Annotated in this window: 20 protein-coding genes; 12 read left to right on the forward strand and 8 right to left on the reverse strand. The window is 37.9% G+C overall.

What is annotated here, in order from left to right; genetic code table 11:
• Positions 1 to 48 precede the first annotated feature (48 nt).
• Positions 49 to 627 carry a hypothetical protein gene (locus tag JCM15457_RS11705; protein ID WP_051993363.1) on the forward strand — a complete coding sequence of 193 codons (579 nt, stop codon included), beginning with the start codon at positions 49 to 51 and terminating at the stop codon, positions 625 to 627.
• A gap of 353 nt (positions 628 to 980) precedes the next feature.
• A complete protein-coding gene (locus tag JCM15457_RS11710; RefSeq protein ID WP_051993365.1) occupies positions 981 to 1,700 on the forward strand; it encodes a DUF6287 domain-containing protein in 720 nt (239 codons plus the stop codon).
• A gap of 286 nt (positions 1,701 to 1,986) precedes the next feature.
• Here the strand turns inward: JCM15457_RS11710 and JCM15457_RS08085 are convergent, their stop codons facing one another.
• Entirely contained in the window at positions 1,987 to 2,898 is a 912-nt protein-coding gene (locus JCM15457_RS08085; RefSeq protein WP_034989098.1) for a LysR family transcriptional regulator, read from the reverse strand.
• A 110-nt stretch (positions 2,899 to 3,008) separates the two neighbouring features.
• Between JCM15457_RS08085 and JCM15457_RS08090 the strand changes: the two genes are divergently transcribed.
• Together JCM15457_RS08090 and JCM15457_RS08095 are read left to right on the forward strand one after the other, a co-directional pair.
• Positions 3,009 to 4,247, forward strand: coding sequence for an MFS transporter (locus JCM15457_RS08090; RefSeq protein ID WP_034989099.1), 1,239 nt, complete (start codon positions 3,009 to 3,011; stop codon positions 4,245 to 4,247).
• 37 nt (positions 4,248 to 4,284) lie between these two features.
• Complete coding sequence (locus JCM15457_RS08095) at positions 4,285 to 5,793, forward strand: FAD-binding protein (protein WP_034989100.1); 1,509 nt, start codon at positions 4,285 to 4,287, stop codon at positions 5,791 to 5,793.
• A gap of 856 nt (positions 5,794 to 6,649) precedes the next feature.
• Here the strand turns inward: JCM15457_RS08095 and JCM15457_RS08100 are convergent.
• Positions 6,650 to 7,249 (reverse strand): tyrosine-type recombinase/integrase, encoded by a 600-nt coding sequence (locus tag JCM15457_RS08100; protein WP_034989101.1) that lies wholly within the window; start codon positions 7,247 to 7,249, stop codon positions 6,650 to 6,652.
• 151 nt (positions 7,250 to 7,400) lie between these two features.
• Here JCM15457_RS08100 and JCM15457_RS08105 point away from each other — a divergent pair, with 151 nt between their 5' ends.
• A complete protein-coding gene (locus JCM15457_RS08105; protein WP_034989102.1) occupies positions 7,401 to 9,827 on the forward strand; it encodes an FIVAR domain-containing protein in 2,427 nt (808 codons plus the stop codon).
• A gap of 636 nt (positions 9,828 to 10,463) precedes the next feature.
• On the opposite strand, the gene celB is transcribed toward JCM15457_RS08105, so the two are convergent.
• From celB to JCM15457_RS08120, 3 genes are read right to left on the reverse strand one after another with little or no spacing between them, the layout of a single operon-like run.
• Complete coding sequence (gene celB, locus JCM15457_RS08110) at positions 10,464 to 11,810, reverse strand: PTS cellobiose transporter subunit IIC (protein ID WP_034989103.1); 1,347 nt, start codon at positions 11,808 to 11,810, stop codon at positions 10,464 to 10,466.
• A gap of 25 nt (positions 11,811 to 11,835) precedes the next feature.
• Positions 11,836 to 12,174 (reverse strand): PTS lactose/cellobiose transporter subunit IIA, encoded by a 339-nt coding sequence (locus JCM15457_RS08115; RefSeq protein ID WP_034989104.1) that lies wholly within the window; start codon positions 12,172 to 12,174, stop codon positions 11,836 to 11,838.
• 31 nt (positions 12,175 to 12,205) lie between these two features.
• Positions 12,206 to 12,523: a PTS sugar transporter subunit IIB gene (locus JCM15457_RS08120; RefSeq protein WP_034989106.1), complete on the reverse strand. Its 318-nt coding sequence runs from the start codon at positions 12,521 to 12,523 to the stop codon at positions 12,206 to 12,208.
• 232 nt (positions 12,524 to 12,755) lie between these two features.
• Here JCM15457_RS08120 and JCM15457_RS08125 point away from each other — a divergent pair, with 232 nt between their 5' ends.
• On the forward strand, positions 12,756 to 13,490 hold the full coding sequence (locus JCM15457_RS08125) for a MurR/RpiR family transcriptional regulator (RefSeq protein ID WP_235725635.1): 735 nt from the start codon (positions 12,756 to 12,758) through the stop codon (positions 13,488 to 13,490).
• Positions 13,491 to 13,617: 127 nt separating this feature from the next.
• On the opposite strand, the gene JCM15457_RS08130 is transcribed toward JCM15457_RS08125, so the two are convergent.
• From JCM15457_RS08130 to JCM15457_RS08135, 3 genes are all read right to left on the reverse strand, one after another.
• A complete protein-coding gene (locus JCM15457_RS08130; protein WP_034989108.1) occupies positions 13,618 to 15,057 on the reverse strand; it encodes a 6-phospho-beta-glucosidase in 1,440 nt (479 codons plus the stop codon).
• 542 nt (positions 15,058 to 15,599) lie between these two features.
• Entirely contained in the window at positions 15,600 to 15,863 is a 264-nt protein-coding gene (locus JCM15457_RS12655) for a hypothetical protein (protein WP_369384623.1), read from the reverse strand.
• A gap of 139 nt (positions 15,864 to 16,002) precedes the next feature.
• On the reverse strand, positions 16,003 to 16,962 hold the full coding sequence (locus tag JCM15457_RS08135) for an MFS transporter (protein ID WP_369384624.1): 960 nt from the start codon (positions 16,960 to 16,962) through the stop codon (positions 16,003 to 16,005).
• Positions 16,963 to 17,321: 359 nt separating this feature from the next.
• Here JCM15457_RS08135 and JCM15457_RS08140 point away from each other — a divergent pair, with 359 nt between their 5' ends.
• From JCM15457_RS08140 to JCM15457_RS08165, 6 genes are all read left to right on the forward strand, one after another.
• Positions 17,322 to 17,651: a PadR family transcriptional regulator gene (locus tag JCM15457_RS08140; protein WP_034989109.1), complete on the forward strand. Its 330-nt coding sequence runs from the start codon at positions 17,322 to 17,324 to the stop codon at positions 17,649 to 17,651.
• Positions 17,648 to 18,505, forward strand: a complete 858-nt coding sequence (locus JCM15457_RS08145) for a DUF1129 domain-containing protein (RefSeq protein WP_034989111.1) — start codon at positions 17,648 to 17,650, stop codon at positions 18,503 to 18,505. The genes JCM15457_RS08140 and JCM15457_RS08145 overlap by 4 nt, the downstream gene beginning before the upstream one ends.
• A 339-nt stretch (positions 18,506 to 18,844) precedes the next feature.
• The gene (locus tag JCM15457_RS08150; RefSeq protein WP_051993368.1) at positions 18,845 to 22,057 is read left to right on the forward strand and encodes a glycoside hydrolase family 70 protein; all 3,213 of its coding nucleotides are present in this window, start codon (positions 18,845 to 18,847) and stop codon (positions 22,055 to 22,057) included.
• A gap of 496 nt (positions 22,058 to 22,553) precedes the next feature.
• Complete coding sequence (locus tag JCM15457_RS08155) at positions 22,554 to 23,165, forward strand: GTP pyrophosphokinase (RefSeq protein WP_034989112.1); 612 nt, start codon at positions 22,554 to 22,556, stop codon at positions 23,163 to 23,165.
• Positions 23,166 to 23,178: 13 nt separating this feature from the next.
• Positions 23,179 to 23,883, forward strand: coding sequence for a response regulator transcription factor (locus JCM15457_RS08160; protein ID WP_051993370.1), 705 nt, complete (start codon positions 23,179 to 23,181; stop codon positions 23,881 to 23,883).
• Positions 23,861 to 25,108, forward strand: coding sequence for a sensor histidine kinase (locus JCM15457_RS08165; protein ID WP_034989113.1), 1,248 nt, complete (start codon positions 23,861 to 23,863; stop codon positions 25,106 to 25,108). The genes JCM15457_RS08160 and JCM15457_RS08165 overlap by 23 nt, the downstream gene beginning before the upstream one ends.
• Position 25,109: the final 1 nt, after the last annotated feature.

The raw sequence follows: 25,109 nt of genomic DNA on the forward strand, positions 1-25,109 counted from the left end.
TTTAATTCAAAAGATAATTGAGCATATTGAAGAATGGAGAAGTTTATAATGAGCAAAAATGAAATTTTAAACTACTTGGAGAAAAAGCGAAATTTAACTGCTGATTTGCAAAATGCACGCCATGAGCTATACATAGCAAATAAAAATCTAGTGTCTATTAGAAAACAATTCAAAAAGCGCTTGATTTGGTCAATTGTTGTAACGGTCGTAGTTGTAGGTATGGATACTGGCAGTATTGTTAAGGGTATCTTAGTTCTTGGATGTTTGGCACTGTTGGGGTGGGTAGTTGCTAAGAGGGTTCAACAAGGGAATCAAGCAAATCAGCAAATTAATACAGCTAATCAGAAAATTGCAGATGCTCAAAATCAGCCGTCTTACATTGAAGGAATGGCTGATTTTCCCAAAAAGTTCTACAGTTACTGGACAATTGATCGTTTAATGCATCTTGTACAGGAGAACCGAGCAACTACGCTGCAAGATGCATTTAATGTTGCTGAAGCACAAGACTTTCAAAATGATCAAATAGCATTACAACAACAAAACCTTGCAGTTGCACAATCTACTAATTCTATGTCAAAAATTTCTGCCGCTGCAAATGTTTTTACAGCATTTAATACACGTAAATAGCGCAACTTAGGAAATGAATAGGGGAGGTTCCATGCTGAAAGTCATCTTTGGGTAGGGACCTTTCTTTTAATGTAATGAATTATGATTTGTATTATTACTAATCCTCTGTCCGATACTAAAACTTAATTGTTGAGCGATTATGCAAGGTTTTAATGTACCTGAGGATTCATTACCAGTCTAACTTATCTTAATATTCATTATTTACATTATTAGGAAAATTACTGATAAAGACCAAAAGGACTAGGCAAAATACTTAGGATAATTATCAATAAATGAGAAGAGTAGGTGTTTCAGAAATAAAAATAGGACATAGAGGTACTAATTAATAAATTATAGAAGGAATGTAAAACATAATGGCTAATAAAAAATGTCGGAAAAGTATGCTTGATTATCTAAGTTTAAGCAAACATATGGCTATTGCCGTGACAACTATAGTAGTTACTGCTAATTTGGCGGCATGCAGTAATAGTCAATCTAAGCAGCAAAGTAGTAACAAAACTAGGGTAACAAGTAGTAAGAATAAGAGCAGTCATAAAAGTTCAGTGAAACAAAAATCCAATCAGGAAAGTGATAATGCAGCAAATTCGCAAACATCCAGCAAGAATAATGTCTCAGAATCAGCTTCAAAAGCAGAAAGCACGACAAAACAAATGGATTTCTCTCAAATTCAGCAAGGTAATTATGCAAGTTTACTTGGAAACTGGCAAGAGGTAGCAATTTCTGGTAATCATCATGATGGGACAGGGAGTAGATGGGAAGAAAGCCAAGGAACAGATACTCTTGAAATAACTAAAGACAAACTTGCTAATGGTTCTTTGACATTACAAGGGAACAGCTTGAATGATGGAACCGCTAGACCTGTAACATTTACTCAAAAAGATGGTTACTTGAATGCCAATCTTGCAGATCAGAGTGTTGCCGTTAATTATGCTATTTACTTTTATCCAAAGGGGATAGCAATGTCCGGTTTTGGCGATGATGTGCCGGCATCAATTGATAATTCTAAAAATCGAATAGTGATTTGGACTAGCAACAACAGTTACACGGAAGTTTTTCAAAGCCAGGACAATTGATGGTTTGTCATAAAAACGAGATTATCTACTAATAGAGCATGTTAATATTTTAAATAACGGTACACTAATTTAACGGAAAGGTTACTGCTGGATTTTCTTTCAGTAGCTATAACTAGGTAGAAAAGCAGAACACTTTACGTAGATAGGTAATAAAATAAAAAACTGGTTGGAAGAACGTATATTTGTATGTTCTTCCAACCAGTTTTTTATTTTATGACAAAAGGCTTTTAGGTAATTGAAAATTTAATCTGGAATTTATCCTATCTGGCAACACTTGTTAAAGTAGTTACCAATTTTGTTTTTCAAAATTAACAGCTTGTTTGAAAGAAGTAATTACTTTTTCAAAATAGGGTTTACTAGTGGTTTCTCTAAGGTAGCCAATGCTGTAATGGATGGAAATTGATATGTCTAACTTAACGTAATTAACGTCATTACTAGCAGGATTATAAAGAAAACTAGGTACGATTCCAATCACTTTATTAGCAGCTGCATAAATTTCTAAACTTGAAGAATCGTAGATAGGCGTAATATCAAGATTATTGTAGTTTGTATTCAATTCGTATTTAAGATTACTTATAGCAGGAATTGACTCATTTCCCTCCCAAATAAGGATTTTTTGTCCTGATAATTGATCCAGTGTAAGGTATTCATTGTTGCTTAAGGGATTCCGCTTAGAAATCAAAACTGAAAATCCCCCAGTCAGCAAGGCTGTGGAGGCCAGTTCTTTTTTTTTGAAGAATAAATCGTCTTGGAAGAGTTGGAAATCATAGCGCTTGTTAACTAGTTCGTTAACAATTTTTTTATTACCATTAGGGTCAGTAAAAACTAGCTGCACATCATAGTGGTATTTTCGCTTTAAATTTGAAATTAATTTAGGCAGATAGCTTTTTTCGAATGAGATATCAGAAAAGCCAATTTTGATAGTAATAATGTCATTAACATCGTTGTTCTGCATGTTACTAACAGTTTCAGTTACAATCGATTCCACCGTAAGCATTTTATTCCAGAAGTACTTTCCATTTTGTGTTAAAGATACTTGATGATGACGGTACTTAACTAGATTAACTTTTAACTCTGCTTCTAATTTCTTTATATTCTTCGAAACTGCTGGTTGGGACATAAAGAGCTCATTTGCAGTTTTGCTATAATTTAAGGTTCTTCCCAATGATAGGAAGCAAGCAATTTGTGTACTATTCATGTTTCCCTCTATTCCAAAAAGTTATAATAGTATTCTAACCGCTTTCAAGCACTATGTCTAGATTCAGGTAATATTCTAGATGTAGGGAACTTCAAGAAAGGAGTAGAAAAATGAAATCAAAAAAATCCAATTTTCGTCCATGGATAGTCATGTTGGCAATTAGTTTAATTTCGGCTACATGTCTAGGCTCAAGCATGGTTCTAATGGGATCATTTTTGGGCTCAATTAGCGAAGCAACTCATGTTTCAATTGCAATTGTTTCATACTATTATACAGTGTTAGTTTTAATTATGGCACTTATGATGCCGCTAGTTCCGAAAGCTTTGGCTAGTATCAATAATACTGTTATTTATTTGGCAGCAACAATAGCGATCACTGTTAGTCTTATCTTGATAAGCCATATTACGCAAATCTGGATGTTCTTTGTCATTGCAGTTGTTATTGGAGTCGCAATCTCGTTTATGAACTTTGTTCCTGTGGGAATCTTAATTGATAACTGGTTTAATGAAAAAATTGGGCTGGCAATCGGTATTTGTTGGGCGATCACTTCAGCCTTTCAAGGAATTATGAGTCCAGTATTGTCGGTATGGATAGACTCAGTGGGCTGGCAAGAGGCTTTAAATACTTTAGCCATTATAGTTGGTGTTTTGAGTATCCCATGCTCATTTCTAATTAAATTTACTCCAAAGTTAGCTCGTTCACATGCTTTGGGTGAAAAGCATGGAGAGGTGGCCGATGATGAAGAAGTTCAAATTTCAACTAAAGTAATATTGCGCAGTGCATCTTTCTGGATTGTGACTTTATTAATGTGTCTTTTACAATTTCCAGCGGTTCTGAATCAAATGTTTCCAACTTATGTAGTGGCTGTCGGTTTTAAACCAACTATTGGTGGCTTTATGGTTACGGCAGCTATGCTTTTTGATATTTTTCTTAATCCGCTGGTTGGAATAACTGGTGATAAATTTGGCGCTGAAAAGTCAAGTGTTGGCTGGATGTTTGTTGGTCTTCTTTCACTTGGAATGTTAATTTTAGCGACTAATGTTCACTCAGCAGGTTTGGCAATAGCAGCCGCTGGACTCAATGATATTATCTATGTTTTCTTAGGAACCGGAATCACAGCACTAGCACAATCAATCTTTGGAGCAAGAGCTTTTGCTAAGGGATTTTCTTTAGTGGGATCATTTTCCTTTATAATTGGTGCTTTCGCGATGCCGGTTAATAATTTAATTGCAGAAAAGTTTGGCAATTTTAATGCAGTGTATATTTTCTTTGGAATTTTAGTGCTGATTTCAATTGGACTAATCATATTTGGTGGAAAGAATCACTTTGAAGATAGGTCAGTAGATTAATAGATATAACATAAACTTTTAATGATGGAGGAAAAACATGAAAAAAGAATATGATGTGATCGTTATTGGGGCAAGTAATGCTGGCGGGTTTGCCGCGGCGGCAGCTGCCGAAAAGGGTGCTAAGGTATTGGTGATTGACAAGATGAGAAGTGCGGGGTACTTATACCGTGATACTATCGCTTCAATTGGCAGTAAGGCACAAAAAGAAGCTGGAGTTGAGATTGACAAACAAGAGTTAATTAATTTTTTAACTGAGTTTGCACAAGACAACGTTGATCAGCGCCTGTTAAATACTTGGGTTGATAATAGTGCTGAAACGATTGATTGGCTCGATGAAAGAATTTTGCGGCCGCATGGTGCCCATATACAAGCTACCCCCGATGCTTACTATGAGTCAGCGATGAATAAAGCTTTCCCAACAGGAAATGAAGTCACAAATTCTGACGGCACCTACTGGGAATTAGGCTATGGTAACTGGGTCCTTGATGAGGTTAAGAAATTGGGAGCAGAAGTTCGTTGGCAGACTAAGCTGCAAAGCTTGGTAGTTGCGGCTGGTGAAGTTGTAGGAGTGAAAGTTGAAGACCTTCCAACAAAACGAAGTTATGAAATTGGTGCCAAAAATATCATTATCTGCACCGGTGGTTATGGTTCAAATCTTGCTCTGATGCAAAAGTGGAACCCAATGGGACTCAAAACTAATGTTTACAGTGATAGTATGCGTGATGATGGCTCAGGGATTGTAGCCGGTCTGGAAGCTGGGGCTGCTAAGGACGAGGAAGCTGCTTCTATTGTGTTTAACCGTGCTGCCGTTTCTGTTGGCGCTAATGCGCGAGACATGTATGAAATTGATATGACTCCGCCCAATGATCCTGCTTATCTCTGGTTCGGCAGTTATCCATTCTTACGTGTAAACCTTGAAGGTGAACGCTTTTATAATGAAAGCGCACCATATCAGTTTGCAATACATGCAGCTGCTCGTCAAACTGGTTATATGCAGGCAATGATTTGGAATGAAGAAACCATGGATGATGAGCATTTGAAAGCTGTTCATACTCTTGGATGTTCTCGTCTTGGGTTCCCAGGTATTTGGACCGCGGAAGAAGGACGTAAACAAATTGCTGGACTGATTAAAGAAAATTTAGTTCAGAAGGCAGACAATATTGAAGAATTAGCAGATAAGTTGAATTTGCCAGTTAAAACTTTGACAAACACAGTTAGGCGGTACAATGAACTTTGCCATAAGGGTAAAGATGAAGATTTTGGTAAGGAAGCTTACCGTATGCTTGCAATTGACCAAGGTCCTTACTATGGAGCATTTATAAGTGGGCGACTTTTAGCAACCCTTGATGGCCTAAGAGTCAACACAAAGATGCAAGTTTTACGTGAGAATGGGAAAGTGATTCCCGGACTGTATGCAGCTGGCAACTGTTCAGGTGGCTTCTTCTGGGGAGCATATCCAGATCATGTTCCAGGACTAACCGCTAGTCATGCGCAAACATTTGGACGTTTGGCAGGTAAGTTTGCGGCAATGTCTAAGCAGGATTAGTTTTAACTAAAAAACAAAGGATAATATTTTGAAAATTAAGTTTTCTCAAGCTTCGGCACCAGCTTTAATTCCAGAAATTTTTCTATAACTAAATATTCTGAAGAATTTAAACGGATCTTTGTTAACGGCCGTTGAGGAGAAACTTTTATGGGAAAATCAATTCATTTCGAATTGGTTTTCTTTTTTTATTGGATCATGAATTCAATTCTAATTCGAGTCTAAAAATATAACCAGCCTTGGGTCCCGTATGCTATGCGCTTGATTTTTCGATTAAAGTTTTCTAGTGGATTGTTTGAATTAGATGAAAGTTAGCGGCAATTATTTTTGCTGCCGGAAAGATTACGTGAATGACTTGCTTCTTTAATCTGAATTACCAACGTTGATATATTTAATATTGGGGTTTTGGATTTGAAGGATATTTCCGACAGGATGTTCTTGGAACATGTTTTCTCGCTTGTCTTTACTTTGGTTAGTATTTGGTGGTGCATTTGAGGGCCTATCCTTTTATTGTATATGAAAATTGGATGTTGATGAATTTCCAACAACACCCGAATTTTGACTAATTCTTAAAAAATGTTAAATCATTATATATTTTATTAGCAACTTGTTATATGAATAAAAAACTAATCTCTAGCTGAGTTTTTGTACTTAATAAATTTAAAAATGGCTATTTATAGGTTTAAATACTTATTAACTGAGGGCAAAAAAATAGCAAAGCACTGGACTTTGCGGAGAAAGAAAAATGCAAGAATAACTGTTGTGGGGTCTTTTCTATGTAAAGACCTCTAGGATAATTATTTAATATAAGTCTTTGGAAGTCAATAATTATTTTCGTTAAATTGTGCATTTTCAGAAATCAATTGAAATCTATTTTATCAAGGATAGACTCACGGGAGAATTGATCTAACCCAAGATATTCCAGAGTAGCTCTTTGACTGCTGTGATTGAGCAGCTGCATCACCAAACCTATGTTGTAGTTAGTCTCTTTGTACACGATATACGCTCCAGTTTTTCGCATCGTGTGCGTTCCTAAGTAATTCAAGCCTAATAAATCACCAGCATGAGTTATTATTTTATAGTACTGTTTTCGAGTTATATGCTTGGAAGGATTGGTTGTAGAAGGGAATAGCCACTCTGAATGAAGTTGATTGTTGTTTAGCCAGTCATTGTACTTCATTAGGTCATCCATTACTGGTCTAAGGTAAAGAGTGTTCGGCTTGCCTGTTTTTTGATCTGTAGTATAGGTTCTGGTTCTAACACATCCCTTGTTATCAAAAACATCATTGTAACGCAAAGATAGTACATCACTGACTCGCAGCAATGTTGCTTTTCCAACTTGAAAAATTGTATAGTTGCGTCTTCCTGCTCGAAAATTTTCTAACAATGTCTTTTCAACCTGTTTCTGTATTTTTATATTTTTTATTGGGCTAACTATGTGTGGTTTACGCGATGCCATATGTATCTTCCTCTCAAGGTGTTTTTGGGGGTATGTAGATTATAACTCTAAATTAATTAATTAGATAAGCTTATACCTTGGTTTATCAACATTTGTGAGGGGACTTTACATAGAAAAGACCCCTCTATACGTAAAAAAGGGGAATAATGTCATGGACAAACAAAACAAGTACAAGTTAGCAAAGGTAGGTAAAATCACAGGTTCTATTCTTTTCGCATCAATTCTCTTATCAGGTTCAGTCTTGAGTACTACAACGGCGTTCGCTGATACCACAACGCAGGCATCACAGACAAGTAGCCAACCAGCATCATCTTCATCTTCATCGACTGCTACAACACCTGTAACGGCATCATCAGCAAGTACAGCATCATCATCACAAGCAAGCACAGCTTCTTCAACTTCTTCGACAGACAAAGTACCAACGTTAGAGGAAATGGGTAAGATGTCAGAAGCAGACCGTGCAGCAGCTCTTGCCAAATTGACACCAGAACAAAGAGCTAAACAGCTCGAAGATGCTGGCATTGATGTTGATAAACTTAATGGTAATGAAACTGGTTTAGACGGTGCTTCTACTGCATCAAGCACTTCTAATACTACTAACGAGTCAGTAGGTTGGCACAAAGATGCTTCTGCTGGAAAGTACTATCAAGTATTTAGTGATGGTACAAAAGGGCCAACTGCTTACAAGAAAGTTACGACTGTTGTTGCAGATAAGGACACTGGTGCTACTTTAGCAACACTTGTAGACTATATCGAAGTTGATATGGGTCAATATGCTACAACGTCTAACTACAAAAGTTACGGTTTTGATTCCCAAGGTTACACTTATGATTCTTCTAAGATTACTGAGGGTGTTGGTTCTATCGAAAATGCTAATAGTGTCAATGCTACAATCGTTCTCAATGCTGATGCGACAGCAGGTAGTGACTTAGGAGCAACGATTTACTTGACAAAGGGTAGCACAGGTGGCAACACAAACCCAACCAACCCAACTCAAAATGTTGACCGTTCAGGCTTGGAAGCTCTCTTACAGACAGCAACAGGTTACCAACACGATTCCAAGAACTACACGCATGAGTCACGTCAAGCCCTAGATGACGCCATTACAGCAGCTTATGGAGTAGACGAAACACCTACTGCTACACAAGCACAAGTAGATAGTGCTACAGACAAGTTACAACAAGCTGTGAATGCAATCGAAGCACAAGGTAACTTGGACAAGACAGATTTGCAACAGAACATTGCTAAGGCACAAGGTTTAGTTAAACAAACAGATACTTACACAGAAGTATCACTTTCAGATTTGGCAAGTGCTATCCAGCGTGCTCAAGATGCTGAAAACGACTCTAGCATGGTACAATCAGAGATTGATTCAGCCAACGCTGATTTGGTAAGTTATATCAACGCTTTAGAGAAACAAGCACCCAAGGTAGACACAGATAAGAGTGCTTTGAGTGATTCAATCGTAGGTGCGCAATCTAAATTAGATGATGGTAAGACATACACTGATGAAACGGTTGCTAACGTACGAGAGGCTTTGAACAAAGCTTTTGATGTAAACGACAATGCTCAAGCAACACAGGCACAGGTTGATGGAGCCAAAACAGCATTGGATAATGCAGTATCAGCTCTCAAGGTCAAAGAAGCCGACCCAACACCAACACCCAGCAAGCCTGACGAGGGTGGTACAATTACTCCCGCTAAGGTAGACAAAGCTAAATTACAGACAGAATACAACAAAGCTATCCAATACAAGGGGGCTGATTATACAGATGCTTCCTTCTCTGCATTACAACAGAAAGTTAGTTATGCTCTTTCAGTTCTTGGGGCGACTGATCCATCACAATCTGATATAGATAAGGCTGCTGCAGGGCTAAAAAGTGGGGTTGCTGGCTTAGTATCCGCAACAACCAATGATAAACAAGATACTCCAACAGAACCCGGCAACCATGATGCTGATGGCGGTTCTAACAAACAGACTGATGAAAAGAAGCCTGATACAAAGAACCCTACTAACTCATCAAATGATCAGAAAGAGCAATCAGATCCAAAAGCAAATACTGGGGTTGAGGACTCTGATGCTAATAAAGATAGTTCTTCTTCTGAATCAGATAAGAAGACAGAACAAGCTCCAGCAGATAAGCATGCAAATACAAATAAAGACACAAAGAACGTTGATAAAACAACAAATAGTTCCAAAAGTGTGTCTGATAGTTCCAGTGAGTCTTTGAACAAAAAGACACAGGTTTCTGAAAAAGCTAAGGTTGTTACTAAATCTAATGATACCAAGGCAACTAGTGCTATATCTAATGCTATACCTAGTTCTTCGGCCAATGAGAATGTTCCTGATGTTCCAAAGACATTGAAGAACACTTCTACAGCAAAATTAGATTCTAAAGCTGGATCTGTTATAGCTGCTAAGAGCAGTCAGAAGGTTCAAGAGGCTTCTCTTCCACAGACAGGTGAGGATAAACAGGGTAGCAAAGCAATTACATTGTGGGGTAGTGTTCTCTTGGCCTCTACTGCTGCGGTCTTTGGTTTTGGTTATATGCGTAAATATAAACACTTTACTAAATAGTTGTTTTACGCTGATAAGTATGTGCTGCCACTTTTAGAAGTTAACTATAGATTTATCGCTTTAGCTGAAGCATGGTTGGAATTTTAATTACTAAGAGGTCTGCAGAATATTATGCGGAGGTCTGGTATTAATTTCATCTTCTTTAGACAATGGCTCAGCAAGAAGAGTAGGAATGTGAAGAACTAACCCAAAGATGAAAATACAATGTTACAGCTAATAAGGAAGACAGAATAGCATTTTTTGTTTGAAGAATTAACGGCTGTTGTTTATTTAGAAAACTATATGCAGCAACATATGAATAAAATCATTGCTGCAGCAGTTAAAAATGTTTTATAGCTGATGAAGAAGGGCATAGCAACGCTTGAGTGTGTATTTCTTAGCTGAAGATAAAATATTTATAAAGTAGAATTCTTTATCAAGTAGCTGTCACGACGAAATGCGGTCTATATGTAAATATTGTTAATTTTAGGGAAGAAATAACCTCTCAATGTCGAATGGAAAATTCACATTGAGAGGTTTATTGTAGTAGAATTTTAAATTAAATAGCTGTTAAAGTAAGACAGAAGAGAACAGATTTTACTAAAAAGTGTGAAGCCACTGAAGCATGAATATTTTTGAGAAAGCAGGCTACGATACCTAATTCTTGGCTGCTGCTTCTTGTTCTTGTTTTAGCAGGGTACGATCATAGTATTTGATAAATGGATACCAAACTACAAAAGCAGCTGCGGCACAGATGAATGCAAGAATAGCTCCTTGCCAACTTGTTGTTGCGGTGAAACCACCTAAGCCAATAGGTGTTGGCCAAGGTTGCTGAATGATAATTTTGTGAACCAGATTAGTACTAATTGCGAAATATCCAATGCCACCTGAAACTAATGGTGCAAAAACAAAGGGAATAAAAAGTTTGACGTTATAAACAATCGGTAATCCGAAGATCAAAGGCTCATTAATATTAAAAATTGCTGGGACGATTTCTGCTTTACCGATTTCACGTAACTGAACGGACCTGGATCTAGTTACTAGCCAGATAGCTACGCCTAAAGTAGCTCCCGAACCCCCAAGAAGAACAAAGGCATTTAATGGATCACCAGCGAAGAAATGGTTCGCCCCTTTAACATTAGCGGCCATGTTTGCTAGCACGATTGGCGTATAGAAAGAACTGACGATCGTTGCACCGTGAATTCCAAACCACCAGAGGAAATGAATCAAGAAAATAATAATTAGGAATCCCCACCAAGTGTCGGCAATATTGCTGACGAATGAGAATGGGATGTAAAGGACCTTAAAAATATCAGTTTTGGCAAAAACCAACAATAAGTTGAGGCCGGCAATTACAAAGGCAACACAGAATCCCGGAATCAGAGCGCTGAATGAATTAGAGACACCGGCTGGTACCGAGGCCGGCATTTTGATCGACCAGTTGTGTTTAATTGTAAATCTGTAAATTTGAACTGTTAGCCAGCCAACAACTAATCCGGTGAAAATTCCAACTGCGCCAATTCTTGTAACACCTGAGACCGATACTGCATATCCTCCGCCGATAATGTTAGCTTTATCTAAGGTTTGTACAAACTGAACTGTACCGCCTTTCCAAATTAATTGTGGAACAGTAATAAACATTGCCATCAAAAACATTAATAGACCATTAAGCGGATTTAAGTTAAGATGTTCCTCTTCTTGATAAATCTTGGTATAACTGAAAGTGAATGTTCCTGCAAAAATCAATGCCAAGATTCCCATTGTTGAGTTATAGACTGCCTGGAATAGAATGTTAAAGCGACCTAGTGTATTTGCATATAGGTCCGCGAATCCCGGGATGGGGAAGGCTTGTGGTAAAACTTGCAAAATTAAAAATATAGCGCCGATAATGGAAAAAGCAATAACACTGTATCCTGCCTCCATGATTGCGCGTACAAACCGTGATCCAGAAAACTTGCCGACCAAATTTGTCATTTTCTCCTTAAATGCATCAGAATTATTCATAGACTAACGCCTCTTTCCGCAAGATTTAAATCTTCTTAGTTTCAGCCAACTTCTTGTAAACACTAATCAACTCTTGAGCCAAATCAATAAATGTAATAGCAGTCATCAGATGATCTTGAGAATGCACGGTTAGTAAGGTCAGTTTTGCATGGTGTCCATTTGCTTCCTCAGTTAACATTTTTGTTTGCATATTATGAGCAGCAACCAAGGCCTTGTTGGCTTCGTCAATCTTTGTTTGAGCCGCTTCAAAGTTGTTGTTGTGAGCAGCATGAATAGCTTCCATTGCCAGAGATTTCGCGTTACCAGCATTAGTTATCAACCCCATTGATTGCATCAATTGTTGTTCTTCATTATTATCAGCCATTAAGTCATCCCTCCAAAAATTAATTGAACTTTTAGTCGATCAATTTTAGACCTTGTTCCAAAACTTTGGCACCATTCATCATTCCGTAAGCCTGCATGTCAATTACATCAACTTTGATTGGCTTGCCTTCAACTTTTTTCTTGATGTTGTCAAGTAAGTAGCGAACTTGAGGGCCTAATAAAATACTGTTAACATTTTCTTGTTTTAGTTTCTCGTCGACTTCTGCGGCTGGACAAGCAAATATTTTTGCATCAATTCCCTTTTCGTTGGCAGCATCCTGCATTCTTTTAACTAACATACTGGTACTCATGCCGGCAGCACAACACAACATAATTGTTTTTTCACTCATAATTAATTCCTCCTAGCTTGTTTTATGGTTTAGTGTTAAAAATAATAGAACTCAACAATTTAGCAAAACTGTTTTTTGCTTTACTAACGTTATTATAGCAGTACTTGTAAGCGCTATCTATAGTTGTAGGAGAAATGGTTACATTTTACAGATAATGGAACAAAGTGTAACTTTGTATTTTTTAAAGTATTATTTTATAATTTAGTCACCATGCATTTTAAGGAAGGGTTGGATGAAAGAAATGATCGATTTAAAGGATTTCACCCCAACGGAAATTATAATTTACAATTACCTAATAGCGCACCCTAACGAAACGCTCAAATCAAGCATTCGCCAATTGGCCGCTGCGGTTCACGTTTCATCAGCTTCTATTATTAGGTGCATCAAGAAAATGGGGTATGATAGTTTTTACGAATTTAAATTTGATTTAAAACAGCAAAAACTAGTGTTGCAAACTAAGAAATTATCCACAAATTATGACACAGAGATTGTAGATTCAGCAGTCGAATTTTTTAGCCGTCCTTCACTACAGCAATATGCTGATGAATTGGCGGCTTTTAAAAAACTGGTTACTAATACGAATAATGTTCTGTTTTTTGGCATAGGAACCTCAGGGGTCTTGGCCCAATATGGTGCGCGTCAATTTGCTAATTTTGGAGTTAATTCAGTTTATAATAGTGACCCGTTTTATCCGCTGCCTCAGGAGGTACGGCATGATACTGATCAAATTGCTATTATGCTATCGGTAAGCGGTGAAACACCTGAAATCGTTAAGCGGGCGATTAGTTTAAAAGGGGAAGGCTTTCATATTATCAGTATCACAGATAATAACTACAGCACTCTGGCCAAAGTTTCTGAAATTAATTTTTCATACAACGTCAAACCTGAAATTATCAATGAAACACTAAATATTACGACGCAGGTCCCAGTTATCTTCATTTTAGAATTGTTAGCTAGAAACATTTGATAGCGCTAACGTATAAAAACGACCAAAAATTTGTGAGAAGATTTTTGGTCGTCTGTTTATGCTTTTTTGTTACATCGTTGAAGTATTGTAAATTTTTGTGCTACTCTCTAAAATTGTTTGTTAGAATCTAGCCTAAATCAGAACCGTTTGTTTTGATAACCTTTTGGTACCAATAAAATGAATCTTTTTTAAGGCGCTTGTCACTGCCGTTGCCTTTATCATCACGATCAACGTAGATAAAACCATAACGTTTTGACATTTGGCCTGTCCCAGCTGAAACAAGGTCAATACAGCCCCATGGGGTATAACCGATTACCGAAACGCCGTCTTTTTCAATTGCGTCTTTCATTGCTTGAATATGGGCTTTCAAATAAGAAATGCGATAATCGTCATGTATTTTACCTTCGGCTGTAACTTCATCCTTAGCACCTAAACCATTTTCGACGATCATTAACGGTTTGTGATAATGGTCAGCCAACCAGTTTAAAGAGTAGCGTAATCCTAGTGGATCAATGGGCCAGCCCCAATCACTAGTTGTCAAATAAGGATTTTCTTGCGCTGCTTCGGAGCCAACAAAATGAAATTCAGGATTGTTTTCTTGAGCAGCAACAGTTGATGAATTATAGTAACTAAATCCGATATAATCAACGATTCCTTCCTTGAGAACTACGCGATCCTCGGCGGTAATATCTGGTCTTAATCCATTGGCTTTGAAGAATGCTTCCATGTGTCTTGGATATCGACCGAGTGCATGAACATCACCGAACCAATAACGCCGCTGCATTGCTTTCAAAGCTTGGAAGGCATCTGCAGGTTTGCACGTAGCGGGGTATAACGGCGAAACATTCAACATGCAACCAATTTTGAATTCAGGATTGATTTCATGCCCGATTTTTACTGCAAGGGCGCTTGCAACTAACTCATAATGGGCTGCTTGATACATCAAAGCTTCACTTTCAGGATCATCCGGTTCTAGCACTAGGCCGGAATCAGTAGCCATTAAAAATTGTTCTTTGTAATTTGTTTGATTGTTGATTTCGTTGAAGGTCATCCAGTACTTCACCTGGTTTTTGTACCTCTTAAAGACGGTTGTAGCAAAACGAATGAAGAAGTCGATTACACGACGATCACGCCAGCCACCATATTTTTTTACTAGGTGATAGGGGATTTCAAAATGGGCCAACGTAATAATTGGTTCAATTCCGTATTTATGACATTCTGCGAATAGTTCATCGTAGAATCGCAGGCCAGCTTCATTCGGTTGTTCTTCATCGCCTTGCGGAAAAATACGTGTCCAGGCGATTGATGTGCGAAAGCTTTTAAAGCCCATCTCAGAGAACAATTTAATGTCATCTTTGTAGTGATGGTAAAAGTCAATAGCTTCGTGGTTAGGATAAAACTTGTCAGCTTTGACCCCATCCGTGATTTGACGGGGAATTCCATTCGCTCCTGCAGTCATAACGTCAGCGATACTTGGGCCTTTACCGTCTGCTTGCCAAGCACCTTCCAGTTGGTGAGCTGCAACTGCGCCCCCCCATAGAAAGTCTTTTGGTATTGAATATGTCATCTAAGTCGTCTCCTTTTTATTTTATTTTCTTAAGTATAAACTGTTTTGGATGCGCTAACATAAGAAGCGAGCAAATAGTAACAGTAATCGAAGAAAAGTATTATGTTACAATTCTGAAACGATTGTGGTTAATACAGGGGTAGAGGTACTTAAATTAGTATAAAAGTTGATAAAAACAGATCAAATAAAATACATTTACAAAAAATTAATACTTTTTGACGTACGCTGGATAAATAAGATATAAAGCTGAAAAATAGAAAGGGGTGGGTCAAAAAAATACCGCCAAAGTTAAAGTAAAAACTTTAACGCTGACGGTATGCCTAATTCTTTGGAGAGCCTGGAACGCAGTGGGCACGACTTGAAGCCACGAAAACATGTCTCCAAGTTCCAGCTTAGGGTAGGATGGAAAAGACTCAAACTAACCCAAAGGACAACCACTGACCCTCTTTCAAACCTTTTTCATATCTAAAAGCGTGAATAAAACAGTATCTCTCGCTGATTAAAATTGAAAGGATCAATGTAAGGTTGCTGGCAATAACACATTAGACTTGTTTGTTATTTAATGATGTCATTTTGAAAAAGTAGCTTGCGATTAGACCAAACATTACCAATGCTAGAACGAACGAGAGCCAGGAGAAATGTTGGAGACCGCTAACCACACCGCTCTTAGCCTGCAGTAGGGCGCCTACTGTAGTTCCTAATGCACCCATGAACATTTGAAGAGTTTGGACGATTGCTGTAGCGTCCGCCTTTTCAAGTTCGTTTTCATCTGCAATTGCGGCAGTTTGCGCGCTCGTGTATGCCATGTTTCGCCCAATAATGAATATAATATATAGCCCGATAATCAAGATTAAGGATAAATGACGTGACCATATGGCTATACAAAAGACGACTATTGTAAAAATAGCATTACCTAAATATAACGGCAGTTTTGGTCCCTTTAAGTCATATAGTCTTCCGAAGAATGGCGTTAAGAATGCACAAAAGAGTACCTGGCAGTAAGGAAAAACCTGCCCAAAAGCTTGAAGTATGCAGAAAGCTTTGAAGATACGTTGGAATAATCAAGTTTAAACCCAACATAATGAACATGTAGAGTGCAATGGGAATTAACAGTGAAACAAATCTTGCCTTTGCGAATAATTTTAAATTCAAAAAGCTGTGTGTGGAAGTGATTCCCCGCCAGATAAATGCTATTAATGTTACGAGTGCGATAACGAACCAAGTCCAATTAAGTGCACCGCCTTCTAGCTGATTAACCAGTAGCAAAGCTGTTGTTAAGCAAATTGCCAGTAGTACAAAAGCTACAACATCAAACGGCTTATTTAACGGATGCCGTTTGATCTCACCAACCGTTTTCCAACCTATCAGCAACGAGGCTACTGGGGCAAGCAATAGGATAAAGAAGATTGAACGCCAGCCCAATGTATCAACCAACGCACCACCATATGTTGGACCAAAAGATGGTGCCAAACTGACTACCATTGCGGCTAACCCCATCCATGTACCGACTTTAGAGTAAGGGACAGTTGCCACAACGATATTAAAGACGAGTGGCATCGCAATTCCGGCAGCAATACCTTCTAGGATACGTCCGAAAAGCAGTAGTTCCACACTTGGTGCCAGACCTCCAATCAATGTTCCTACCATGAATACCAATACGCTGGTCAACCACAAATTGCGACTGCTATAGCGTTTGACCAGATATGCACTGGTTGTCATCATCACTGTAACTGCTAATAGATAGGCTGTCGTGACCCATTGGATGGAATTCAGATTAGTATTGAATTCTTTTGACAAAACTGGAAATGTGACGTTCATCGCTGTTTCTGCCATGATTCCTGAGAATGAGACTAGGGCCACAGCTACAATGCTCAACATTGTTTTTAATGAAACTTTCTCTTTCATAAAATAACTCCCTTGATTTCAAAAATAAACGCTGAACCCCCATTTCTGGTAGTTCAGCGTTTATACTCGCTAGATTGAGTTGCTTCTCTGTACTTCTAATTTAACTGATTCAAAAAGACAAGTCAACACCTAAAATTATTAACTGAATTTCTATGTTCTTAATTTTATGCAAACAGCTGCTCTTATTCAGGGACAGTTTAAAAGCGATTTTTTATTAATTTCATTGTAATACTTGTTAGGTAGCAAAGCTTGAAAGTTTCATCTATCTAACTACTATGCTTTACAAACTAGTGAAGGATGTGTTATATTTCAAATACGGTAGTTGCTATTACATACTAGTGATTGAAAGGAATGGCGTATTGAGTAAAACACAAATGTTAAAAGGTGTTTTAGAGGGCTGTGTTTTACAAATTGTTGCACAGCATGAAACATATGGGTATCAACTTGTCCAAGAACTGCGAGCCGTGGGTTTTACAGATGTAATAGGTGGAACGATCTATCCAATTTTGCAAAAACTTGAAAAAAAGTCACTTATTATCGGCAAGATGAAACCATCACCTGAAGGACCTAGTCGCAAGTATTTCAGTATTACTCCAGATGGAAGGGCGGAGCTAACAGCATTTTTGCGGGACTGGCAAGAAATTAATAACAATGTCAAACGGATCTTTAAATTAGGGGGAGAAGAATGAACAAAGAAGATACACGAACGAAATTATTGAGGGATGAAACAAATAAGCTCAGAAAGCAGTTAAAAGAACCAAATGCAATATTCTTTGATGATTTAAGAAGTTATTTGATTACTTCAGGGATTTTCTACGCCGAAGAAGATGTCACTGAACAGATATACAATGTCTGTCTTGATTTGATTGAGGCGCAAGAAAATGGACAAACTGCTAAAGAGTATTTTGGTAAAGACAGCCGAAAACTGGCAAATAGTATGATCAAAAATTTTAAAAAAGCCAGCCTTAGAGAGATGATTAATATAACTTGCATTCCCATTGGTATTTTTTGGCTGATTACTTTTTTTAGTGACTTTGCCAATCCTGGAACGCTTAAAATAAATATTTTAGAGTACTTTTTGATGGCTGTGCTATCGGTTGCATTGACGTGTATAGTTTTCAGTCTAGTTCATAAATCAGTCTATCTAAGTGAAGATAATATTTTTCGCAAGTCAAAAACAGCAGGTTTTATTCTCGGTACCGCCTTTTTTGCAAGCTTTGTCTTGTTGTTCTCAGCTATTTCATTTTGGACTCCAGCCTTTTTGACAATAAGAATTATATATCCTTATGATACAATTCTTATTTTAGCTTTAGCAGTTGTCTTCGTTACCTGGATTATTAGCAGTAAACAGATTTACCTGTATCCGATAACACCATTTGTTGTTTTGATAGCAATAGTGGGAATTATTCAAAGGATACCTGTGATGGTTGCTGCTATAGGAGCAGACAATGTCAAATATCTGGCAATTGGGGCTGCTGTAATCGGATTTTTAGCCAATATCATCTGGACAAGAATTCAGGTAAAGAAAGTAGCAAACGATTAAGTGTTGTCGGCATAACACATTTTTTAACATAATTAAAATAGCTTTTATGAGTTGTTTGAAATTGCAGGATTATTATGAAAAGTACTTCTAGTTTAAAATACTTTTTATTTTATTATCACCGCTTCCGTTGAGGGAGCTTTTTTTATCTGTACTAATCTTTTCAAGCGAGTTAGGGAAAATTTATTATGTTCACTTTGTTGCTTGGAGAAATGGGAAAAATATATGTACTTCCGAAAAAAAGTAAGACTAAATTCTTCGAATAAAAAACGAACATACGTTTGATTATATGAAACTTCGGGCTTAAGATGAAATCAATCTTAAAAGAAAGGGAGTTATCATATGGCTCAAGCAGTATTAGAAGCACAAAAAAGGTCAAGCAAAAAACAGGGAGGTGAAAATGCTAAAGCTAAAAAGCAAGTAGCCAAGTCCACTACTAAGCAGCGTCGAAAGAAGCAAACACAAGAGAAAAAAGCTGCTGCAGTTTCAAAAATCTCTAAGGGCAAGTATGTAGATTTGAAAGACACACGCTTCTACGTTGACAGCCACGGGAACAAGCTAAAAGGTTTGAATAAGATTAACGGGAAATTGCAGTATTTTGATCAAATCTCCGGAGCACAGGTCAAAGGAGAGTTTGCAAAAGTTGACGGAACGACTTATTATTTTGATCAAATCTCGGGGAATGCTGTACCATATGTTTTAACAGAGGACAACAAGATCTCTGCCTATCAAAGTGATGGTAAACCGGCTAAATGGGGCTTTTTCACCGCTCAAAACGGTGACATTTACTACTTTAATGAGGATGGTTCATATGCTGCAGGTTTGCAGACAATTGACGGTATAGTTTATTTCTTCGATGAAGCAGGTCATCTAGCTAAAGATACGTTAGAAACAGCGGATGGTAGCACATATTACGCAGATGCAGCAACTGGTCAAGTTGTCAAATTGATCCCTCAAAGGATTCCAAGTCGAGTAAGTTCTGCCAAAGCGATTGCGAGTTTTGCAGCCCATAATGTTGCACATTCCGCTAACAAAAAAAGTTTTGAAGAAATCGATGGCTATTTAACAGCCGATTCATGGTATCGTCCTAAAGAAATCTTGGTTGATGGACAGTTATGGGAAAAATCAGGTAAGGCTGATTTTCGGCCGCTATTAATGTCATGGTGGCCCACCAAAAGTATTCAAGCGGATTACATCAACTACATGATCGAACAGGGAATTGTAGAAAGCAAGCGTAAATTTACTGCTAAGGATAGCCCACGAGTGCTCAATAATGCAGTACAAAATGTTCAGATAGCATTGGAAAAGAATTTAACGATAACAGCATCTGCCAACTGGCTGCGTCAATTGATTCATAGTTTTATTAAAACAGAAGCAATTTGGAACAAGTCTTCTGAAAGTGTAAGTTCAGATGGGCTGCAGTCATTACAAGGCGGATTCCTAACTTATAAGAACAGCCGACTGACGCCAAAGGCCAACTCGGATTATCGTATTTTAGGCTATGTACCGTCATATATTAAAAATAATGAGAATAAAGGGTCAGAATTTTTGTTAGCAAATGATATCGACAACTCCAATCCGGTGGTGCAAGCTGAAGAATTGAACTGGCTGCATTATTTATTGAATTTTGGTTCGATCACGGGAAATGATGCGGCAGCCAATTTTGATGGTATTCGGGTTGATGCAGTTGACAATGTTGACGCGGATCTATTGCATATAGCAGCTGAGTACTTCAAAAATGCTTATCATGTCGATCAAAGTGACCAAGCTGCTAATGCACATTTATCGATTTTGGAGGATTGGGGATCGGATGACCCGCAATATATTTATGACCAAGGTGCTAATCAATTAACAATGGATGATTATTTTGTTGGTCAAATGAACTATTCTTTGGAAAATAAACCAGGAACAAATGACAAAATGCTTCGCTTTCTACAATGGTATTTGATTGATCGGGCTAACAACAGTACTGAGAACACAGCTATTCCCAATTATACGTTTGTGCGAGCACATGATTCTAACTCACAAGATCAAATTCAAGCAGCAGTTCAAGCTGCTACAGGTGGAGAGTACGGCGTATTTAACTGGGAACAGCTGCAGCAAGGTTTAGAATTGTACTACAAAGATCAAACCGCAACTAATAAGCAATACAACCGGCATAATATGCCAAGCACTTATGCAATGCTTTTGACCAACAAAGATACGATTCCGCGAGTATATTATGGTGATATGTATCTTGAAGGCGGACAATATATGTCTGCTAAGACCATTTACTACGATACAATTGCTAACCTATTAAGGACAAGGATTAAATATGTTGCTGGTGGGCAAACAATGTCTGTTGACCATAATGATATTTTGACCAGCATTCGTTTTGGCAAAGGAGCACTGACTGCGGATGATCACGGCACAGACGAAACACGGACAGAAGGAATAGGTGTAATTGTCAGCAATAACACCGATCTGAAACTATCAGATGATGAACAGGTCGTATTGCAAATGGGTGCTGCACATCGTAACCAAGCTTATCGCGCAGCTGTCTTGACTACTGAATCCGGAATAGTTAACTACACATCTGATGAAGGTGCTCCAATCGTCTATACCGATGACGAGGGAAACTTGATTTTTAAGAACCGCGATGTAGTAATCGATGGGCTTAGCGAGGCAAACACAAGTGTTCAAGGATATGCTAATTCACAAGTAACTGGTTATCTAGCTGTTTGGGTACCGGTGGGGGCAGCAACTAATCAAGATGCACGCACATCAGCAGCGGCAACGCCATCAACTGACGGTAAAATTTTCCATTCCAATGCAGCGTTAGATTCAAATGTACTCTTTGAAGGCTTTTCAAATTTCATATCTTACCCAGAGATTCACGATGACAATGCAAATGTTGTCATTGCAAAAAATGTGGGATTATTTAAGTCATTAGGATTTACCAGCTTTGAGCTGGCTCCACAATATCGTTCAAGCGGAGATAAGACATTCTTAGATTCAACCATCGATAATGGCTATGCTTTCACTGATCGGTACGATCTTGGATTCGGGAAACCAACAAAATATGGGACAGTTGCTGATTTGCGGAATGCGATTAAAACACTGCATGCCGTGGGAATTCAGGCAATTGCCGATTGGGTACCTGATCAGATTTATAATTTGCCAACTAAAGAACTAGTAACAGTTGATCGAACAGATGAAAGAGGCAACCTATTAGCAGATTCCAAGATCCATAACCGTTTGTATGTTGCAAATACAATTGGTGGCGGTAAATACCAAAAATTGTATGGAGGAGCTTTTTTAAACCTATTAGAAACCGAATATCCTGATTTATTTACTGCTATTCAATCATCTAATGGTAAAGCTATTGATCCGAGTGTTAGAATCACTAGCTGGTCTGCCAAGTATTTCAACGGAACAAATATTTTAGGACGCGGCAGTGATTATGTTTTACGCAGCCCGCATAGCAACTATTTCTACGTTGGAGAAAATTCAGCAGTAGCGCAGAAGTTTTTGCCATCAACTCTTGTAGCTGAACACGATCAGTCGAATGAGTAGGGTGAGTGTTTTGTGGCAATCCTTCTTCTTTTTCTGAAATATTTTTTACGATAAGACATAAAAATTCTTTATAAATAAGCAGGGTCAAAAAGTAATTTTTGGCTCTGCTTATTCATGTATTCTGCACAGACGTGTTCCATAAGTCAAAATTTCGCGATAATACTCAAATTTTACCGCGCCTATTGATTTGGCTTAAGTACCCAGAGGATAATGACTTTCGAAATTCTTTCTTTTTGGCGGTAAAATTATTTGTTTAATTAACGTTCTCAGAGTAAAAGCTTAATTTTACTTTTAGTTAGCGAGCTTCTATAAATAAATTTAATATTTTGATGTTATCGTTCACTATACTTCAAACTACAATTATTGACTACAAGGATGCATGCTGGTTGCTAGTTGAAGGTTGAGCCAATTATTGAACATACTGGTTAAAATAGTAATTGATATGTGAAGACTGTTATAATAGTTGTTAATAGAACAGACTAAGGGAATGACGTTTATGGGAATATATGGGGAGTATGGATCTTATCTTTCTCGGATAAAGGATGATGTGATGAACAAGCTCAGTGTTCTTAACCAAAGGGAGCTTGATAACAACCAAACTAAGTTATATGAACATCTTATTGGACGTATTAAGGCTGAAGACAGTATGGTGGAGAAGTGTAGTCGAAAAGGATATGAACTTTCCTCTAGAAGTGCTCTTTATGAATGCAAGGATGCGATCGGCATTCGAGTTGTTTGCAACTTTATTGATGATGTTTACCGTTCCATTGAACTTTTAAGAGCTGCTGACTGGTGTGAGATTGTTAAAGAAAAAGACTACATCACGAGGTCGAAACCGAACGGATATCGGAGTTATCATCTTATCTTAAAAGTTGCTACCCCATATCCTTCCGTCGACTTGAACGATGCGGGGTGCTACTTTGTCGAAGTTCAATTGCGAACGATTGCAATGGATTCATGGGCTAGCTTAGAACATGAAATGAAATATAAACATAACATCCGAAATTCAAAGCAAATAGTTAAGGAATTAAAACGATGTGCAGATCAGCTTGCCTCTTGCGATGTTCAAATGCAGACGATTCGGCAGCTGATCCATGAAAATGATTGAGGAGCGATGTACGATGCGGATATTGTTAGCTGAAGACGAAAAGGAACTATCAAGAGTCCTTGTTACTGCTATGCATAGTAAGGGTTATAGTGTTGATCCTGCATATAATGGCTTGGAGGCTGTCGAAAAAGCTAGTCAGGGCGTATATGATCTGATGATTTTTGATGTTATGATGCCTGTTATGACAGGAATTGAAGCACTAAAAAAGATCCGGGCTGCTGGCGATCAAACTTATATAATCATGCTAACGGCTATGTCTGAAATTGACGATAGAGTTACCGGCTTGGATGCGGGGGCGGATGACTATATGACTAAGCCTTTTTCGTTAAAAGAGCTGTTAGCGCGTTTACGTTCCCTCGAAAGACGAAGTGAAAATTATACCAATGATGTTTTAAAATTTGGCGATATCGTTCTTGACAGTAGTGAACAGCGTTTGGAAAGTTTTAATTCAATTAGTCTTTCTGCAAAAGAAACGAAACTTTTAAATCTTTTCATCTTAAATGCAGATAAAAAAATAGACAGTGATGTACTCATTGCACATGCTTGGGAAAATGCTGATGATTTGGATCAAGACACACTATGGATCTATATCTCATATTTGCGGCAGAAACTTCAATCAGTTAATGCACATGTTGAAATTCAGGGTGAGAAGGGCGGACCTTACCAGCTAGTCAACACTAACGGGGGGAACTCTAATGATTCAGAAGTTTCGTTATAGGTTCATCGCTATTTCTACCGCGGCCTTGTTTTTGGTGCTTCTCACGGTAATTGGGAGCATCATTGGAATCTCTATTTATCGTGCAAAACAGCAGATCAATAATGTCCTAGTTATACTTTCACAAAATGACGGGCAAATAAATTCCCAAATCAATACGCAAAATGTAAAAAAAAGGTTTGGACCTGCATTTAATCGAGAAAGCCTGTACCAGTACCGTTATTTTAGCGTTTCTTTCGATAAAAACGGCAATCAGGCTGGTTTAGATGACTCTCATATTGTCAGCGTCTCAAGGGAAACAATTATGGATTTAGGTCGTCGTGTATATGATAGTGACAAAAAAACTGGAACCATCAGCTCGCTAATGTCAAACTACGCTTATAAAGTGACTAAAAAACCTGACAAAACAACTATCGTTTTTCTCGATCAATCGGTAATCATGGAAAGCACTAATAATATTATGGAACTTGGGCTCTTCCTTGGGGCAATCAGTCTCGCCCTTTTCACGTTAATTCTGATTGCATTTTCTAAAAGAGCTATTGAACCAATCATTTTAGCTGACAAACGGCAAAAAGAGTTTATTACTAATGCAGGACATGAATTAAAAACGCCCTTGTCGATCATCAAGGCAAACACTGAACTGCAAGAGATGATGGATGGCAAATCCGAATGGACAACCAGCAATGAGCAGCAAGTAGATCGGCTGACGCGCTTAATCAATAATTTGATCTCATTAGCTCGAATGGAGGAACGGCCCAAAGTTACGTTGACTACAATCAATGCTTCGGAAACGTTCAAGAAGGCTGCTGATAGTTTTAAAACCGTTATTGATAAGGAAAAGAAATCTTTTAAAGTAAAGATTATGCCAGATTTAAAAATTAAAGCTGATGAAAACAACTTTTACGAATTATGCAATATTTTACTGGACAACGCCAGCAAGTATTGCGATGAAGGTGGTACAGTGACTGCTGCGCTTACTTCTGACAAACGACAAAAAAGAGTAATTCTTGCGATTGGGAATACGTATGCAGATGGTAAAAAAACTGATTACAGCAAGTTCTTCGAGCGCTTTTACCGAGATGACAAGTCGCATAATAGCAAGAAAAAAGGTTACGGTATCGGACTCTCAATGGCTAAGAATTTGGTAGCTTCTTTCAAAGCAAAATTAAGTGTACGGTACAGCGGCAATCAAATAATATTCAATATTAGTTTCAAACCGGTCAAGTAAT

Origin of the sequence: Liquorilactobacillus sucicola DSM 21376 = JCM 15457 (assembly GCF_000612445.1) — a bacterium.
Lineage (GTDB): Bacteria > Bacillota > Bacilli > Lactobacillales > Lactobacillaceae > Liquorilactobacillus > Liquorilactobacillus sucicola.

Excerpts from the sequence above, each read along its gene's own strand:
- JCM15457_RS11705 (WP_051993363.1), top strand. The coding sequence starts at position 49 with ATGAGCAAAAATGAAATTTTAAACTACTTGGAGAAAAAGCGAAATTTA.
- JCM15457_RS11710 (WP_051993365.1), top strand. The coding sequence starts at position 981 with ATGGCTAATAAAAAATGTCGGAAAAGTATGCTTGATTATCTAAGTTTA.
- JCM15457_RS08085 (WP_034989098.1), bottom strand. The coding sequence starts at position 2,898 with ATGAATAGTACACAAATTGCTTGCTTCCTATCATTGGGAAGAACCTTA.
- JCM15457_RS08090 (WP_034989099.1), top strand. The coding sequence starts at position 3,009 with ATGAAATCAAAAAAATCCAATTTTCGTCCATGGATAGTCATGTTGGCA.
- JCM15457_RS08095 (WP_034989100.1), top strand. The coding sequence starts at position 4,285 with ATGAAAAAAGAATATGATGTGATCGTTATTGGGGCAAGTAATGCTGGC.
- JCM15457_RS08100 (WP_034989101.1), bottom strand. The coding sequence starts at position 7,249 with ATGGCATCGCGTAAACCACACATAGTTAGCCCAATAAAAAATATAAAA.
- JCM15457_RS08105 (WP_034989102.1), top strand. The coding sequence starts at position 7,401 with ATGGACAAACAAAACAAGTACAAGTTAGCAAAGGTAGGTAAAATCACA.
- celB (WP_034989103.1), bottom strand. The coding sequence starts at position 11,810 with ATGAATAATTCTGATGCATTTAAGGAGAAAATGACAAATTTGGTCGGC.
- JCM15457_RS08115 (WP_034989104.1), bottom strand. The coding sequence starts at position 12,174 with ATGGCTGATAATAATGAAGAACAACAATTGATGCAATCAATGGGGTTG.
- JCM15457_RS08120 (WP_034989106.1), bottom strand. The coding sequence starts at position 12,523 with ATGAGTGAAAAAACAATTATGTTGTGTTGTGCTGCCGGCATGAGTACC.
- JCM15457_RS08125 (WP_235725635.1), top strand. The coding sequence starts at position 12,756 with ATGAAAGAAATGATCGATTTAAAGGATTTCACCCCAACGGAAATTATA.
- JCM15457_RS08130 (WP_034989108.1), bottom strand. The coding sequence starts at position 15,057 with ATGACATATTCAATACCAAAAGACTTTCTATGGGGGGGCGCAGTTGCA.
- JCM15457_RS12655 (WP_369384623.1), bottom strand. The coding sequence starts at position 15,863 with ATGGCATACACGAGCGCGCAAACTGCCGCAATTGCAGATGAAAACGAA.
- JCM15457_RS08135 (WP_369384624.1), bottom strand. The coding sequence starts at position 16,962 with ATGAAAGAGAAAGTTTCATTAAAAACAATGTTGAGCATTGTAGCTGTG.
- JCM15457_RS08145 (WP_034989111.1), top strand. The coding sequence starts at position 17,648 with ATGAACAAAGAAGATACACGAACGAAATTATTGAGGGATGAAACAAAT.
- JCM15457_RS08150 (WP_051993368.1), top strand. The coding sequence starts at position 18,845 with ATGGCTCAAGCAGTATTAGAAGCACAAAAAAGGTCAAGCAAAAAACAG.
- JCM15457_RS08155 (WP_034989112.1), top strand. The coding sequence starts at position 22,554 with ATGGGAATATATGGGGAGTATGGATCTTATCTTTCTCGGATAAAGGAT.
- JCM15457_RS08160 (WP_051993370.1), top strand. The coding sequence starts at position 23,179 with ATGCGGATATTGTTAGCTGAAGACGAAAAGGAACTATCAAGAGTCCTT.
- JCM15457_RS08165 (WP_034989113.1), top strand. The coding sequence starts at position 23,861 with ATGATTCAGAAGTTTCGTTATAGGTTCATCGCTATTTCTACCGCGGCC.